The organism is Mycolicibacterium sp. XJ2546 (genome assembly GCF_053483195.1).
Map to the genome: position 1 here is coordinate 528,661 of NZ_JBEFRW010000001.1, position 15,851 is coordinate 544,511.

Genomic DNA, 15,851 nt, shown 5'->3' on the forward strand with positions numbered 1-15,851 from the left:
CGCGCCCGGAACAGACTCACTCCAGCGCGCGCCGGACCGCTGACGTAGTGACCGCCAAGTTCACCTCCGGCAGCGCCGTGGGGTACTCGTCAACCCAACTGCCGCTGGCGATTTCGGCTGCCCGGGCGTGCACCCAGCGCCAGCCGCGGTCGTTGAGGCTCAACAGCGCGCCGAGCCCGTCGACGGCGTGCAACAGCGAAATGATCGCCGCGGTCGCCGGCGCCGGCGGTTTGCGATCGAACAACGCCGCGAGCAGCGCTGATCTGGCGTTACCCACCCGCTCACGGTTCATCAGCGGCCACGCGGACTCCTTGTGCCTCAAGCGGATCCGCCGGATCTGCCCGGTGTACTCGAGGTATCCGCTGACGTCGTCCTCGATGTGTGGCGACAAGCGCTTCAGCGCTGTCGCGGGGCGCAGCGGCCGTCGTCGCAGCAGCTCAAACGCCGGCTCGGCGACGTGATCCGGCGGACCGGGCGTCGTCGCCAGGGCCATCAACCGGCCCGGTTCAACCGGGTCGCCGGCCACCGCCGGACGGATCCGGCAGGCGTAGGCCAAGTCCAGCAGCACCGCCGCCGACAGCACCCGCGCGCGGCGGTGGCGTTCGAGGTTGGGCTGGGCGGATGCGTTGTCGAGCAGCAGCAGAAACAGGTCCTCGGCGATCTGCGCCATGTGCGGACTCTAACCGCGGCGCCGCGGTTAGCGCGCGTCAGGACTGGTACGGCTCGGCGCTGACCAGGGTGACCTTGACCGTGTTCCCGTTCGGCACCGTGTAGGTGCGGCTCTCGCCGACCTTCGCGTCGATGAGCGCCTCACCCAACGGCGACTTGGGCGAATACACCTCGAGCTTGCCGTCGCTGACGCCTTCCTGGCGGGTGGCAATCAAAAACGTCTCGGTGTCGCTCTTGTCGTCGTCGTAGTAGACCGTGACCACCGAACCGGGCAGGGCGACACCGGACTGGGTGGGCGCCTCGCCGACCTTGGCGGTGTTCAGCAGCTCCTGCAGTTGCCGGATCCGGGCTTCCTGCTGGCCCTGCTCCTCGCGGGCGGCGTGGTAGCCGCCGTTCTCGCGCAGGTCGCCTTCCTCGCGGCGGTCGTTGATTTCGGCGGCGATGACGGGCCGATTGGCGATCAACTGATCGAGTTCCGCCTTCAACCGGTCGTATGCCTCCTGGGTCAGCCAGGTGACCTGCGTGTCGGTCATGTCGTCGCGCTCCTGTCGTTGTTGCTCTCGCGCTGTTTCTCGGTAAGTCGTTCGTGTCACGGCGCCGGGGATTGGTTGTATGTATTGCCGCGTTCGCCGTCGTTATGCGCGCGCTAAAAGCAGCAATACACGGTCCCAGCAGGAACCGTGTATCCGACCATCATAGCACCGCGAACCCGGCTGCCTTTGCGCTTTCGTAGTTCGCTGTTCAGCTTGCGGACACCTGGTCGGGCTAGGGCGTGACCAGGTAGGACGGCACGTCGGTGCCGCAACCGTACACGTCGCCGACGACGGGTGGTTGGCTGGTCTTGACGGTTGTGGTCACCTGCGCGGTGGGCTGTGTCGAAGGTGCTATTAGCACTTCTCGGCGCCCAGTCTCGCTGCCATCGTAGGAGCGGGCCCGCACGATGCACACCGCGGGCTGCGAGGGATCCTTGCGCGTGACGGAGAAGGTGACCGAGACGCTGGAGTCGTCGGTCACCTCGAAGCCGCCCATCTCGCCCTTGACGTCTTCGCTGGCGAACCGCTGGTAGGCGATCACGGCGAGTACGAACCCGGCGATCAGCGTCGCCACCGTCAGGCCCACGGCGATCCACCGACGTTGGCGGCGTGAGAGCCGCTGGCGCCCGTAGCGCGCGGCGGGACGTTCGATCATCTGGATTTACATGCCCGTCGGTCGGATGGATCTACAGAACTGGAACTATAGGGCGTGTCGAATGGTTGAAATGTCTTGACAAGGGCCGACGCAGGTCGGCCGGACAAACGTTAGGTAAAGGCAGATCAGGTTGAGCGAACTGCGGTTGATGGCCGTGCACGCCCATCCGGACGATGAGTCCAGCAAGGGCGCCGCGACGATGGCCCGCTACGTCGACGAGGGCGTGCGGGTGCTCGTGGTGACCCTCACCGGCGGTGAGCGCGGCGACATCCTCAACCCGGCCATGGACCTACCCGAGGTGCACGGCCGGATGGCCGAGATCCGCCGCGACGAGATGGCCAAGGCCGCGGAGATCCTCGGCGTCGAACATCACTGGCTCGGCTTCGTCGACTCCGGGTTGCCCGAGGGCGACCCGCCGCCGCCCCTGCCCGACGAGTGCCTGGGCGCGATACCGCTCGAGCAGCCGACCGAGGCGTTGGTGCGCGTCGTGCGTGAGTTCCGTCCCCATGTGATGACCACCTATGACGAGAACGGCGGCTACCCGCACCCCGACCACATCCGCTGCCACCAGGTGTCGGTGGCCGCCTACGAAGCCGCCACCGACTACCGGCTCTACCCCGACGCCGGCGAACCCTGGGAGGTCAAGAAGCTGTATTACACCCACGGCTTCCTGAGGCAACGCATGCAGCTGCTGCAGGACGAGTTCGCCAAGCATGGCGAGGTCGGCCCGTTCGAGAAGTGGCTCAAACATTGGGACCCCGACCGCGACATCTTCGCCAAGCGGGTCACCACCCGGGTCGAATGCGCCAAGTACTTCGCCCAGCGCGACGACGCGTTGCGCGCCCACGCCACGCAGATCGACCCCAACGGAGACTTCTTCCGCGCGCCGATCGACTGGCAGCAGCGGCTGTGGCCCACTGAGGAGTTCGAGCTGGCCCGCTCGCGGGTGCCGGTTGCGCTTCCCGAAACCGATCTGTTCGCCGGAATCGAGGACCGATGAACGACGCCGTCACGTTCGGCATGGAGCTGATCACCGCCGTGCTGGCCCAGCAGGAGCCCAACCAGCCCGGTCCCGAATTCGGCAAGGCCAGCCCATTCGGATTGCTGGTCATCGCGTTGTTGCTGGTGGGAACGTTCCTTCTGGTCTGGTCGATGAACCGGCATCTGCGCAAGCTGCCCAAGTCGTTCGACACCGAGGAACCCGACCCGACCGCCGAGAGCGGCGCCGCGGAACCTCCGCCCACCGGCGACGAGCGATAGTTCGCCGCGCTGCGTGATCGCGCCCCGGGGTTACCGTCGAAAGGGTGACGAACCAACTCGCTTCGGCCACCAGTCCATATCTACGTCAGCACGCCGACAACCCGGTGCGTTGGCGGCAGTGGACGCCTGAGGCGTTGGCCGAGGCCGCCGCGCGAGATGTGCCGATCCTGTTGTCGATCGGTTATGCCGCCTGCCACTGGTGCCACGTGATGGCCCACGAGTCGTTCGAGGACGAGCAGGTGGCTGCCGCGATGAACGACGGTTTCGTGTGCATCAAGGTCGACCGCGAGGAACGACCCGACCTGGACGCCATCTACATGAACGCCACCGTCGCGCTGACCGGGCAGGGCGGCTGGCCGATGACGTGCTTCCTCACCCCCGACGGGCGGCCGTTCTTCTGCGGCACCTACTATCCCAAACCCAGCTTCCTGCAACTGCTGCACGCGGTTTCGGAGACCTGGCGCAGCCGGCGCGGCGAAGTCGAGCAGGCCTCCGACCGGATCACCGACGAACTGCGATCGATGACGGCGGGTTTGCCCGACGGCGGGCCGCCGGTGCAGCCGGCACTGTGCGACCACGCGGTGGCCGCCGCGCTGCGCGACGAGGACACCGAGCGCGGCGGCTTCGTCTCCAATCAGGCTGCCGCGCCGAAGTTTCCGCCGTCTGCGCTGCTGTTGGCGTTGCTGCGCAACCACGAGCGCACCGGTGACATCCTGCCGATGGAGGCCGTGGAGCGCACCTGCGCGGCGATGGCGCGCGGTGGCATCTACGACCAACTGGCGGGCGGGTTCGCGCGCTACAGCGTCGACGCGTCCTGGGTGGTGCCGCACTTCGAGAAGATGCTCTACGACAATGCGCAGCTGCTGCGGGTTTACGCGCACTGGGCGCGTCGCACGTCGAACCCGTTGGCGCGCAGGGTGGCCCACGAAACCGCCCGGTTCATCGTCGACGAGCTCGGCGTCGACGGCATGTTCGTTTCGTCGTTGGACGCCGACGCCGACGGTGTGGAGGGCCTGACCTATGTCTGGACGCCCGACCAGCTGCGCGAGATGCTCGGCGACGACGACGGCCGTTGGGCTGCGGAGACTTTCGAGGTGACCGAGCCGGGCACGTTCGAGGCAGGCAGTTCGGTGCTGCAGCTGCTGCGTGATCCCGACGACGTCGACCGCTTCACCCGGGTGCGCACCGCGCTGCTGGCCGCTCGGCTCACCCGGCCGCAACCCGAACGCGACAACAAGGTTGTCACCGCGTGGAACGGGCTGGCGATCACAGCATTGGCCGAGGCGGCCGTCGCGCTTGACCGTCCCGAATTGCTCCACGCCGCAACGCGATGCGCCCGGGCCGTCGTCGACCTGCACCTTGTCGACGACAGATTGCGGCGGGCCAGCCTCGGCGGCCGGGTCGGTGAGCCCGCAGCGGTTCTGGAGGACTACGCCGCGTTGGCCACCGCACTGTTGACGCTGTACCAGATGACCGGCGAGGCGTCCTCGCTACAGACGGCCACCACGCTGATCGACGTCGCGCTGCAACATTTCGCCGACCCCGAACGTGCCGGCCGGTGGTTCGACAGCGCCGACGATGCTGAGGCGTTGATGGTTCGACCCGCCGATCCGCTCGACGGCGCGACCCCGTCGGGCGCCTCGCTGATGGCCGAAGCTCTGCTACTGGCAACACATCTCGTCGGCGCGGACCGTGTCGAAACCTACGCGGCGGCAGCGGAGGCGACGCTGGCGTCGGGCACACCGATCCTGGCGCGCGCGCCGCGCTCGGGCGGGCATTGGCTGGCCGTCGCGGAAGCCGCCGTGCGCGGACCGCTGCAGATCGCGGTGGCCTGTGACCCCGGCCGCTCCGAGCTGCTGGCCGCGGCGCGCAGGTTGGCGCCGGGCGGGGCCGTCGTGGTGGGTGGGCCGGTGAACTCCACGGAGTTGCTGACCGGACGTGACCGCGTCGACGGCGCCGACGCGGCCTACGTGTGCCGCGGGCGGGTGTGCGACCTTCCCGTCACCACCGCGGAGGAACTGGCTGCCGCGCTGAATGTCGCCGTGTAGCCTTCGGCGCATGTCGACCCCCGAAGGCAACGCCAAGACCGTTCACCGCTATCTGGAGCTGGCCGCCCAGGGCAAGGCCGACGACATCGTCGAGCTCTACGCCGATGACGCGACCGTCGAGGATCCGGTGGGCGGGGAGGTGCACATCGGCCGCACGGCGATCCGGGGTTTCTACGAGAGCCTGAACAACATGAACGCCGAGTGCGACGTCGTCACGCTGCGCGCGCTCGGCAACGAGGTGGCGTTCTACTGGTCGTTGACCATCGACCTCGGCGAGAACCGGATGCGCATCGAGATCATCAGCGTCATGACGTTCAGCGAGGCGGGCCAGATCGCGTCGATGAAGGCCTACTGGACCCCCGAAAACGTCACCCAGCTCTAGCCTCGAGCGATTTGTGTGCGGTTTCGCGCGCTCACCGCAACGAAACGCACACAAATCGCTCAGAAGACGGCGAACCACATCGCGATGTAGTGGCAGATCGCGGCCACGGCCGTGCAGGCGTGGAAGAACTCGTGATGCCCGAACGTGGTCGGCCACGGGTCGGGCCACCGCAGCGCGTAGAGCACCCCGCCGACGCTGTACAACGCGCCGCCTACGATCAGCAGCACCACCGCGGCCACGCCGGCCCCGTGCATGATCGGACCGATGAACCATGCCGCCACCCAACCCAGCAGGATGTAGAGCGGCACCCCGAGCCACCGCGGCGCCGACGGCCAGAACATCTTGAGCAGCACCCCGGCGATCGCGCCGCCCCACACGATCCAGAACAAGACCATGCCGTCGGTCGACGGCAGCGCGAGCAGTGCGAACGGTGTGTAGCTGCCGGCGATGAAGATGAAGATCATCGAGTGATCCAGGCGTTTCATCCACTTGCGCGCGGTCGCGGATTTCCAGTTCACCCGGTGATAGGCGCCGCTGACAGCGAACATCGCCACGATTGTCAGCGTGTAGATCAGCGTCGCGATGCCGGCCCTGGTGGACTGCATCGACCACGACACCGCCACCAGCGTCGCACCGCATATCGCGGCCACCACGGCTGCGTAGACATGAATCCAACCCCGGGCACGCGGCCTGCCGATGAAATTGGCGACACCGTCGACGAAGGCCTCAGGCAGGTCTTCTGCCGGCGACTGCTGCTTGGATAGCGCGGCGGCGGTGTCGTCGTCTGAGCGATGCAGGGGGGCCGTCATACGTCACCTCCGCTATCGGCGTGGGTGTTTCCGAGCATCACAGTAGTCTGGATCTTCGTGGACCTCATTCCTCCGCGGCTCAAAGAACCGGCATACCGGCTCTATGAGTTGCGGCTGCGCCACGAGCTCGCGCGATCCAAATCCCAACTGCCCCGGCATATCGCGGTGCTGTGCGACGGCAACCGCAGATGGGCACGTGATGCTGGTCACGATGACGTCAGCTACGGCTACCGGATGGGTGCCCGCAAGATCGCCGAAATGCTGCGCTGGTGCCAGGAAGCCGGGATCGAGATGACCACCGTGTACCTGCTGTCCACGGAGAACCTGCAGCGCGATCCCGATGAGCTCTCGTCGCTGATCGAGATCATCACCGACGTGGTCGAAGAGATCTGCGCGGCCGACGACCGGTGGACGGTGCGCACCGTGGGAGACCTCGAGCTGATCGGCGAGGAGCCGGCCCGGCGGCTGCGGGAAGCCGTAGAGTCGACGAACGGCAACGGCAGCAATTTCCATGTCAACCTCGCCGTCGGGTACGGCGGGCGCCAAGAGATCGTCGACGCCGTGCGTCAACTGCTCGGCAAGGCGCTGGTGAACGGCGCCACCGGCGAGCAGTTGATCGAGTCCGTCACCATCGACGCGATCTCGGAGAACCTGTACACCTCCGGGCAACCCGACCCGGATCTCGTTATCCGCACATCGGGGGAGCAGCGGTTGTCGGGGTTCCTGTTGTGGCAGAGCGCCTACTCGGAAATGTGGTTCACCGAGGCGTATTGGCCGGCGTTTCGGCGGGTGGACTTCCTTCGAGCGCTGCGTGATTACTCCGTGCGCCACCGCCGCTACGGCATGTGATGGAAACTTGAACCATGGCTGCGCTGTCGGCGGTGGTCTTCGCGCTCAGCTGGTGGTTGGGGCTGTATCTGCTCGCGCGTGATCCACGTAAACCCGTCCTGGTGCTGTCCGCGATCGGCCTGACCAGTTTCGGGTTGGTGGTGGCGCTGGACGCGGTGCGGGTGGTCAGCGGTTCGGACGCGCTGAGCCGCGTCGAGATCTATCTCGTCGCGGTGCCGGGCATCGCCTGGTTCGCGGTGCTGCTCGAACTGTCGCGCCCCCGCGACACCTGGCGCAGCCGCGCAGGTGAGATCGCGCTCGTGGCCGGGGTGGCCGCGGTGGCGTTCGTCGGCGCGGCGATGGCCGGCAGCGTCGACGGCCCATTGCGCACCGGGCACTGGGTGATGTTCGGTGCCATCTCGGTGTCCTCGCTGGGCGCGATGGTCAACGCGGTGCTGCGGCGGTTACAGCCGGGCCCCGTGGTGGGCTTCGTCGTCGTCGCGACGCTGTTCTTCGCGCTGGGCAACGCAATCCTGATCATCCCACTGGGCCTGGTGCCGAGCTGGCTGGCGTTGGCGGGCACCGGGTTTGACGTGGCAGTGCTCGGCGTCGCGGTCGCGATCAGTGACGCGTTCGACGAGGGTCAGGCACTGCGGGCCGATATGTTGCGCTCGTTCGCGGCGACGACGGTGGTGGCGGTGCTGTTCGGCGGGCAGGCGTTGATCGGGTTGGCGGTCACCGGCCACGACACCGCGCTGACCGTGCTGCTGTTCACCAGCACGGGCATCGCGATCGCGATCAACGTGCTGGCGGACCCGCTGGCGGGCCTGCTGGACCGGGTGGCGTTCTCCCGCAGACCCGCGCTGCGCGCCGACCGCGCCGCGCTGCGCGAGGCCGAGGCCGCACTGCCGCGCCGGTCCACCAATCCGCTCGACGACGTCGACGACGAAACCTTCGTCCGGCTCACCCGTCGCGCGCTCGGCCACTACGGTGATCTGTCCAAGCTGGTGGCCAGCCCGCTGACCGCGCTTCCGGTCATCGACGAACGCCTCGCCGCCCGCGGCGCACCCGATCAGCCGCTGGAGCGGGCCAACGAACTCAAGGCGGTGCTGGCTGAGCGCATCGCCCGGCTCAAACCGCGGGACGGCGGCGACTTCGGCACCACCGAAGAGTGGCGCCACTACAACTCGCTGTACTTCCCGTACGTCGTGGGTGTGCGCGCCTACGCGCAGAACGCCACCGCATCCGGGCTGAACCCGGTCGCGCGCCGGGCCTGGCAGTGGTTCGTCACCGAGGTGCCGCAGCGCTCACTGCACAACTGGCAGAACGCCGCCGCGCGGCTGATCGCCGCTGATCTGCGCGGCAGCCTGGTGGCCGCTGGGGGACTGACGTCTGAGTTTCAAACCCGGAGCGCGAGCGCTCACCCTCGTACAACTTGAGCGTCTGGATCCGTACCAGGATGAGCGCTCGCGGGAGTTCAATGCTGCCGTGACCTGCGGCTGGCAGTAATTGGCAGCATCAGGTGTCGATCTGGCAGCGGCATCTGAGCATCGTCGGTGCCATGACCGCACTCGTCACCCGCCCCGCCGATACCGCCGGGGATGCGCTGTTACGTTTCGCGCTGCGCGCTGACGCCACGCTGTGCAGTGCGCTCGGCCTGCTGGTGGTGATGGCCGCCGAACCGCTGTCGCGGTTGACCGGGCTGTCCGCCACCGCCGAGTGGATCGGCGGCGCCGCGCTGGTCGGCTACGGCCTGCTGCTGTTCGTACTCGCCGGGCTGCCCGACGTCCGGCGCGTCGGGGTCGCCGTGCTGGCCGCCAACATCGCGTTCACCGTCGTCACCGTCACTTTCGCCTACGCCCAGTACCTCGGGGTGCGCCGCCTCGGCGTACCTCCCGCATGACTGGTCCGGAGCCGCCGTCGTTCGAGGTTGCGGCGTCGGCTCCGGAACGGTCAAACCACCCACCCAAGTGAAAGGAACAGATCCATGGCTGCCATCACCACCCCGAAACTCCACGAGTCCACCGACTCGCTACTGCGCCTGGCCATGCGCGCCGACGGGATCCTGACCGGCCTGGCCGGCGTCGCGGCCATCCCGTTGGCCGGCTGGCTGGCCGAGATCTCCGGTACCACAACCACCTTCGAGTACGCGATGGCCGCGTTCTTCATCGCATACGGGGTGGTGGTGCTCGGGCTGGCGGCGCTGCCGTCGGTGCGGCGCGCCGGGATGGCGGTGATCGTCGCCAACGTCGTGTACGCGGTCGCGGCGGTGGTGCTCGTCTTGGTCGACGTGTTCCCGTTGACCACGATCGGTGTGGTGTTGACCCTGGCCACCGGGGCCTACACGCTGGTGTTCGCCGAACTGCAGTACCAGGGCTGGCGGCGGATCAAACCATAAGTGGCCGCTCGCGCATCGGGTGGCTCACAGCTTGCGCAGCCGCAACCGGTTGATCGAATGGTCGGCGTCCTTACGCAACACCAGTGTGGCCCGCGGCCTGGTCGGCAGAATGTTCTCGATCAGGTTGGGCCGGTTGATGGAATGCCAGATGTCACGGGCGGCGAATACCGCCTGATCGTCGGTCAACGTCGCGTAGTGGTGGAAGTGCGAGGCGGGGTTGGCGAACGCCGTGGTGCGCAGGCCGAGAAACCGGTTGATGTACCACTGTTCGATGTCCTCGATGCGGGCGTCGACGTACACCGAGAAATCGAACAGATCTGACACCATCAACGTCGGGCCGGTCTGCAAGACGTTGAGGCCCTCGAGGATCAGGATGTCGGGGTGGCGCACGAGCTGCTTCTCACCCGGCACGATGTCGTAGAGCAGGTGTGAGTAGACCGGCGCACAGACTTCGTCGGCGCCCGACTTCACCGAGGTGACGAACCGCATCAACGCGCGGCGGTCATAGCTTTCCGGAAAGCCCTTGCGGCCCATCAGGTTACGGCGGACAAGCTCGGAGTTCGGATAGAGGAAACCGTCGGTGGTGACCAGGTCGACGCGCGGATGGTGTTCCCAGCGCGCCAGAAGTGCCTGCAGCACACGGGCGGTGGTCGACTTGCCGACGGCGACGCTGCCCGCCACCCCGATGACGAACGGCACCGGCCGGTCCGGGTTCTGCTGCGGCTCACCGAGGAACTCCGCGGTGGCCTCGAACAACCGCTGTCGCGCGGCGACCTGCAGGTGGATCAACCGCGCCAGCGGCAGGTAGACCTCCTGAACCTCGATCAGGTCGAGTTTCTCGCCGAGGCCCCGCAACCTCAGGAGTTCGTCCTCGGTGAGCTTGAGGGGCGTCGACATGCGCAGTGCCTGCCACTGACTTCTATCGAACTCCACGTAGGGGCTGGGTTCGCTCAGCCGCGCCATGCGCTCAGTGTGGCATTTAACGTTGAGGCCATGGACCCCAGCACCGTGATACGGGAGTACTTGCTGCTCGGTTTGCGCTTCGACCGGATCGAAGCCGGGTACGTCGACGCCTTCACCGGCGACCAGGAGCTACGCCGCGCGGTGGCCGCCGAACCCCCGCCCGACCCCGCTGAGCTGGCCCGTCAGGCCGAGCGGCTGCAGGCCGAACTACCTGCGGGACTGGAGCCGGCGCGCGCCGATTTCGTCGCCGCCCACCTGCGCGCGCTGGCCTGCGCCGGACGCAAGTTCGCAGGCCACGACGTCGGGTTCGTCGACGAGGTCGAGGCCTACTTCGACGTGCGCGTCACCAAGGGCGACGAGGAGCGGTACCGGCAGGCGCACCGCCGGCTCGACGAGGCGCTGGGCGGGCACGGGCCGCTGGCCGAGCGCATGGCCGCCTACCGCGCCGGTGAGGAGATCGCGCCGGAGCGCCTCGAGGAGTGCATCCACGCGTTCTCCAGCGCGCTGCGGGACCGGGTGCGCGCGCAGTACCCACTGCCCGAGACGGAGACCATCACCTACGAGGTGGTGACCGATAAACCGTGGTCGGGGTTCAACTACTACCTCGGCGACTACCGCTCCACCGTCGCCGTCAACGCCGACCTCAAACAGCAGATGGCCAACCTGCCGCGGCTGGTGGCACACGAGTCCTATCCGGGCCACCACACCGAGCACTGCCGCAAGGAAGCCGGCCTGGTCGAGGGCAAGGGGCAGCAGGAGCAGACGATCTTTCTCGTCAACACCCCGCAGTGCCTAATGGCCGAGGGCCTCGCCGATCTCGCGCTCTACGCCGCGGTCGGCCCCACCTGGGGGAGTTGGGCCGCTGAGATCTACGCCGATCTGGGCCTGCGGTTCGACGGTGAGCGTGCGCAGGCGGTGGCGGAGGCGACGGCAGCGCTGGCTGATGTGCGCCAGGATGCGGCGCTGATGCTGCACGACGAGCACCGCGACGTCGACGACGTCGTCGCGTTCCTGGAGCGGTGGCTGCTGGTCGACGACCAGCGGGCGCGTCAGATGCTGCGGTTTCTGTCCTCGCCGCTGTGGCGGGCCTACACCAGCACGTATGTCGAGGGTTACCGGTTGCTGCGCGGTTGGCTCGACGCCCGCCCGGCCGGCGTCGGGCTGACCGAGCGGTTCGGCAGGCTGCTCGACGAACCGCTGATCCCGTCGTCGCTGCGCTAAACCCGCGCCGAACGTGGGTTACCCGCACGCCTGCGGCGGTCCGGACGTGCGTTACTCCCACACTCGGCACCCTATGCACGGGCATTAGGCTGAACCCCATGACTGCAGACCCCGTGACCACCCACGCTGCTGCTCCAGGTGCGGAGTACGCCGAGACCGCCAGCCAGGCCTACCGGGCAGCGCTGCAGGTCATCGAGTCCGTCGAGCCGCGTATCGCCGCCGCGACACGCAAAGAGCTTGCCGACCAACGGGATTCGCTGAAGCTGATCGCCAGCGAAAACTATGCCTCACCGGCGGTGCTGTTGACGATGGGCAGTTGGCTGTCCGACAAATACGCCGAGGGCACCATCGGGCACCGGTTCTACGCGGGCTGTCAGAACGTCGACACCGTCGAAAGCGTTGCCGCCGAGCACGCCCGCGAGCTGTTCGGTGCGCCGTACGCCTACGTCCAGCCGCACTCGGGGATCGACGCCAACCTGGTCGCGTTCTGGGCCATCCTGGCCACCCGCGTCGAGGCGCCGGCGCTGGCCGAGTTCGGCGTCAAGCACGTCAACGACCTGTCGGAGGCGGACTGGGAGGGGCTGCGCAACAAGCTCGGTAACCAGCGTCTGCTCGGCATGTCGCTGGACGCTGGTGGCCATCTCACGCACGGGTTCCGGCCCAACATCTCCGGCAAGATGTTTCACCAGCGCAGCTACGGCACCGACCCCGAGACCGGGCTGCTCGACTACGACGCGCTGGCGGCCGCCGCGCGGGAGTTCAAGCCGCTGATCCTGGTCGGCGGGTACTCGGCGTACCCGCGGCGGGTCAACTTCGCGAAGCTGCGCGAGATCGCCGACGAGGTCGGCGCCACGCTGATGGTCGACATGGCGCACTTCGCCGGGCTCGTTGCGGGCAAGGTGTTCACCGGCGACGAGGACCCCGTGCCGCACGCGCACGTCACCACCACGACGACACACAAGTCGCTGCGCGGACCGCGCGGCGGGATGGTGCTCGCGCAACCGGAGTACTCCGACGCCGTCGACAAGGGATGCCCGATGGTGTTGGGCGGCCCGCTTTCTCACGTGATGGCCGCCAAGGCCGTCGCGCTGGTCGAGGCGCGCCAACCCGCCTTCCAGAGCTACGCTCAGCGGGTCGCCGACAACGCCAAGGCGCTGGCCGACGGATTCGGTAAGCGCGGGGCCCGGCTGGTCACCGGCGGCACCGACAACCACATCGTGCTGCTCGACGTGACGTCGTTCGGGCTGACCGGACGCCAGGCCGAGTCCGCGCTGCTGGATTCCGGTGTGGTCACCAACCGCAACTCGATTCCGGCCGACCCCAACGGCGCGTGGTACACCAGCGGCATCCGGTTCGGCACCCCGGCGTTGACGACGCGCGGGTTCGGGGCGGCCGAATTCGACCGCGTCGCTGAGCTCGTCGTCGACGTGCTGACCAACACGGAACCAGCGGTAGGCACGGCTGGCCCCTCCAAGGCCAAGTACAAGCTGGCCGACGGCACCGCCGAGCGGGTGCACTCCGCCGCCGCCGAGTTGTTGGCCGCCAACCCGCTGTATCCGGGCCTGACGCTGTAGCTTGCGGCGCGGTCCTCCCGTAACGCCGAGGTCGACGGTTGGTCGCGCTTTAATCGCACTTTTCTGTCCAAACGCCCCTTTCGGCGGGGTGGTTTTCCGGAACGTGTGAACTCGGGTTACAGTTACTTTCATGGCACAGAAACCTGTACCAAACGCGCTGATCACCGAGCTCGAACCGGTCGTGCAGCAGGAGTTGCGCCGCCACATCGACTCCGAAGATCTCTGGTACGCGCATGACTATGTGCCGTTCGAGCAGGGCGAGAACTTCGCCTTCCTCGGTGGCCGGGATTGGGACCCGTCGCAGGTGACGCTGCCCAAGCACGTCACCGATGCGCTGGAGATCCTGTTGATCACCAAGGACAACCTGGCCAGCTTCCACCGCGAGTTCGTCTTCAGCTTTATCCTGGAAGAGAAGTGGGGCCGCTGGATCGGCCGCTGGACCGCCGAGGAGCACCTGCACGCGATCGCGCTGCGCAACTACCTCGTCGTTACCCGCGAGATCGACCCGGCTGCCAACGAAGACGTGCGCGTCGAGCACGTGATGAAGGGATACCGCGCCGACACCTACAGCCAGGTCGAGCGGCTGGTGTTCATGGCGTTCTTCGAACGCGCGCACGCCGTGTTCTGCCGCAACCTCGAAGCGCAGACCTCCGAGCCGGTGCTCAAGAACCTGATCGGGCGGATCGCCAGGGACGAGGAGCGCCACGAGGAGTTCTTCGCCAACCTGGTCTCCCACCTGCTGACCACGCACCGCGACGAGACCATCGAGGCGATCGCCAACCGCGCCGCCGACCTCGGCGTCGTCGGCGGGGACATCGACGCCTACGCGGACAAAGTCGAGCACGTCGCCGAGGCGGGCATCTTCGGGCCCGACGAACTGCGCCAGGTCGTCACCGACCGCATCGCCGCGTGGGGGCTGGCCGACGAATCACGACTTGCGGAGTTCGCCACCACGTAACCCGCAGCTACGGCGCGCCTGCGCGGCGGGAATGTCGCGACCGGAGTAGCGTCGGCTTCGATGGCTAGCGACGTGCTCTGCTATCCGGGCGGTACCGATCGTTACAACGACGAAAGGACCGGCCCCGGTCCTCGTACCGCAGCGTCCGCCGACGTGTTCGTGTGGGGCCGCGCGGGCTCGAGGAGCGCTACGTGACTGATTCGGTCATCCGGAGCTATGTGCTCGACACCTCTGTGCTGCTGTCCGATCCGTGGGCGGCAACCCGGTTCGCCGAACACGAGGTCGTTGTTCCGCTGGTGGTCATCAGCGAACTGGAAGCCAAGCGTCATCATCACGAGCTGGGCTGGTTCGCCCGCCAGGCGCTGCGGATGTTCGACGATCTGCGCCTCGAACACGGACGGCTCGATCAGCCGATTCCTGTTGGCACACAAGGCGGCACGCTGCACGTCGAACTCAACCACAGCGATCCCTCGGTGCTGCCCGCCGGATTCCGCACCGACAGCAACGACGCGCGGATCCTGACCGTGGCCGCCAACCTCGCGGCCGAAGGTAAAGCGGTCACTTTGGTCAGCAAGGACATCCCGTTGCGGGTCAAGGCCGGTGCCGTCGGATTGTCCGCCGACGAGTACCACGCCCAGGACGTCATCACTTCGGGCTGGACGGGCATGGACGAACTCGACGTCGCGCCCGAGGACATCGACATGCTGTTCGCCGACGGTGAGGTCGACCTGGAGGACGCCCGTAATCTACCCTGCCACACCGGTATTCGCCTGCTCGGTGGCTCATCGCACGCGCTGGGACGGGTCAACGCCGAAAAGCGGGTGCAGCTGGTGCGTGGCGATCGTGAGGCGTTCGGGCTGCGCGGGCGCTCCGCCGAACAACGTGTGGCGCTGGACCTGTTGCTCGACGAGTCGGTCGGCATCGTCTCGCTGGGCGGCAAGGCCGGCACCGGCAAGTCCGCGCTGGCGCTGTGCGCCGGGCTGGAGGCGGTGCTGGAGCGTCGCACCCAACGCAAGGTCGTGGTGTTCCGGCCGTTGTACGCAGTCGGCGGGCAGAACCTCGGCTACCTGCCGGGCAGCGAGAGTGACAAGATGGGCCCGTGGGCGCAGGCCGTCTTCGACACCCTCGAGGGCCTCGCCAGTCCCGCGGTGCTCGAGGAGGTGCTTGCCCGCGGCATGCTCGAGGTGCTGCCGCTGACCCACATCCGGGGGCGTTCGCTGCACGACTCGTTCGTCATCGTCGACGAGGCCCAGTCGCTGGAGCGCAACGTGCTTCTCACCGTGCTGTCGCGGCTCGGAACCGGGTCGCGGGTGGTGCTCACCCACGATGTGGCCCAACGTGACAACTTGCGGGTCGGCCGCCACGACGGGGTGGCCGCGGTGATCGAAAAGCTCAAGGGCCACCCGTTGTTCGCCCACATCACGCTGTTGCGCAGCGAGCGTTCACCGATCGCGGCGTTGGTCACCGAGATGCTCGAGGAGATCAGCCCCGGCGCCCTGCCCTGACCGCGGTTTGTGGAGCCGCAACCGCGCTCAGCGCGGTCAGCGCTCCAC

General features: G+C 67.6%; 17 protein-coding genes. 12 read left to right on the forward strand and 5 right to left on the reverse strand.

Annotated features, from left to right (window positions below; all coding sequences use genetic code 11):
* Positions 1-16 precede the first annotated feature (16 nt).
* The 3 genes from ABQE44_RS02605 to ABQE44_RS02615 form a co-directional block, all read right to left on the reverse strand.
* Complete coding sequence (locus ABQE44_RS02605; RefSeq protein WP_448393254.1) at positions 17-670, reverse strand: GOLPH3/VPS74 family protein; 654 nt, start codon at positions 668-670, stop codon at positions 17-19.
* Between the two features lie 37 nt (positions 671-707).
* Entirely contained in the window at positions 708-1,202 is a 495-nt protein-coding gene (greA, locus tag ABQE44_RS02610; protein WP_448393255.1) for a transcription elongation factor GreA, read from the reverse strand.
* Positions 1,203-1,434: 232 nt separating this feature from the next.
* The gene (locus ABQE44_RS02615) at positions 1,435-1,857 is read right to left on the reverse strand and encodes a DUF4307 domain-containing protein (protein WP_448428113.1); all 423 of its coding nucleotides are present in this window, start codon (positions 1,855-1,857) and stop codon (positions 1,435-1,437) included.
* Between the two features lie 130 nt (positions 1,858-1,987).
* Between ABQE44_RS02615 and mca the strand changes: the two genes are divergently transcribed.
* Genes mca through ABQE44_RS02635 form a run of 4 tightly spaced genes read left to right on the forward strand, consistent with a single transcriptional unit; the run spans position 1,988 to position 5,547 of the window.
* Positions 1,988-2,857, forward strand: coding sequence for a mycothiol conjugate amidase Mca (gene mca / locus ABQE44_RS02620; RefSeq protein WP_448393257.1), 870 nt, complete (start codon positions 1,988-1,990; stop codon positions 2,855-2,857).
* The gene (locus tag ABQE44_RS02625) at positions 2,854-3,117 is read left to right on the forward strand and encodes a hypothetical protein (RefSeq protein ID WP_448428115.1); all 264 of its coding nucleotides are present in this window, start codon (positions 2,854-2,856) and stop codon (positions 3,115-3,117) included. The genes mca and ABQE44_RS02625 overlap by 4 nt, the downstream gene beginning before the upstream one ends.
* Before the next feature lie 44 nt (positions 3,118-3,161).
* Positions 3,162-5,165 (forward strand): thioredoxin domain-containing protein, encoded by a 2,004-nt coding sequence (locus ABQE44_RS02630; RefSeq protein WP_448393259.1) that lies wholly within the window; start codon positions 3,162-3,164, stop codon positions 5,163-5,165.
* A 10-nt stretch (positions 5,166-5,175) separates the two neighbouring features.
* Positions 5,176-5,547: a nuclear transport factor 2 family protein gene (locus ABQE44_RS02635; protein ID WP_448393260.1), complete on the forward strand. Its 372-nt coding sequence runs from the start codon at positions 5,176-5,178 to the stop codon at positions 5,545-5,547.
* Positions 5,548-5,606: 59 nt separating this feature from the next.
* On the opposite strand, the gene trhA is transcribed toward ABQE44_RS02635, so the two are convergent.
* Positions 5,607-6,356, reverse strand: a complete 750-nt coding sequence (trhA, locus tag ABQE44_RS02640; RefSeq protein ID WP_448428117.1) for a PAQR family membrane homeostasis protein TrhA — start codon at positions 6,354-6,356, stop codon at positions 5,607-5,609.
* A gap of 57 nt (positions 6,357-6,413) precedes the next feature.
* Between trhA and ABQE44_RS02645 the strand changes: the two genes are divergently transcribed.
* From ABQE44_RS02645 to ABQE44_RS02660, 4 genes are all read left to right on the forward strand, one after another.
* On the forward strand, positions 6,414-7,205 hold the full coding sequence (locus ABQE44_RS02645) for a (2Z,6E)-farnesyl diphosphate synthase (protein ID WP_448393262.1): 792 nt from the start codon (positions 6,414-6,416) through the stop codon (positions 7,203-7,205).
* Between the two features lie 14 nt (positions 7,206-7,219).
* On the forward strand, positions 7,220-8,623 hold the full coding sequence (locus ABQE44_RS02650) for a hypothetical protein (protein WP_448428119.1): 1,404 nt from the start codon (positions 7,220-7,222) through the stop codon (positions 8,621-8,623).
* 122 nt (positions 8,624-8,745) lie between these two features.
* Positions 8,746-9,087: a hypothetical protein gene (locus ABQE44_RS02655; protein WP_448393264.1), complete on the forward strand. Its 342-nt coding sequence runs from the start codon at positions 8,746-8,748 to the stop codon at positions 9,085-9,087.
* Positions 9,088-9,171: 84 nt separating this feature from the next.
* Positions 9,172-9,582 carry a hypothetical protein gene (locus ABQE44_RS02660; protein ID WP_448393265.1) on the forward strand — a complete coding sequence of 137 codons (411 nt, stop codon included), beginning with the start codon at positions 9,172-9,174 and terminating at the stop codon, positions 9,580-9,582.
* 24 nt (positions 9,583-9,606) lie between these two features.
* Here the strand turns inward: ABQE44_RS02660 and coaA are convergent, their stop codons facing one another.
* On the reverse strand, positions 9,607-10,545 hold the full coding sequence (coaA, locus tag ABQE44_RS02665; RefSeq protein ID WP_448393266.1) for a type I pantothenate kinase: 939 nt from the start codon (positions 10,543-10,545) through the stop codon (positions 9,607-9,609).
* A gap of 30 nt (positions 10,546-10,575) precedes the next feature.
* Between coaA and ABQE44_RS02670 the strand changes: the two genes are divergently transcribed.
* The 4 genes from ABQE44_RS02670 to ABQE44_RS02685 all read left to right on the forward strand — a co-directional run bounded on the left by ABQE44_RS02670 (position 10,576) and on the right by ABQE44_RS02685 (position 15,803).
* Positions 10,576-11,766: a DUF885 domain-containing protein gene (locus ABQE44_RS02670; RefSeq protein ID WP_448393267.1), complete on the forward strand. Its 1,191-nt coding sequence runs from the start codon at positions 10,576-10,578 to the stop codon at positions 11,764-11,766.
* 98 nt (positions 11,767-11,864) lie between these two features.
* Positions 11,865-13,340 (forward strand): glycine hydroxymethyltransferase, encoded by a 1,476-nt coding sequence (locus ABQE44_RS02675; RefSeq protein ID WP_448428121.1) that lies wholly within the window; start codon positions 11,865-11,867, stop codon positions 13,338-13,340.
* Positions 13,341-13,470: 130 nt separating this feature from the next.
* The gene (locus ABQE44_RS02680; RefSeq protein WP_448393269.1) at positions 13,471-14,298 is read left to right on the forward strand and encodes an acyl-ACP desaturase; all 828 of its coding nucleotides are present in this window, start codon (positions 13,471-13,473) and stop codon (positions 14,296-14,298) included.
* Between the two features lie 191 nt (positions 14,299-14,489).
* A complete protein-coding gene (locus ABQE44_RS02685; protein ID WP_448393270.1) occupies positions 14,490-15,803 on the forward strand; it encodes an RNA 5'-3' helicase PhoH2 in 1,314 nt (437 codons plus the stop codon).
* Positions 15,804-15,851: the final 48 nt, after the last annotated feature.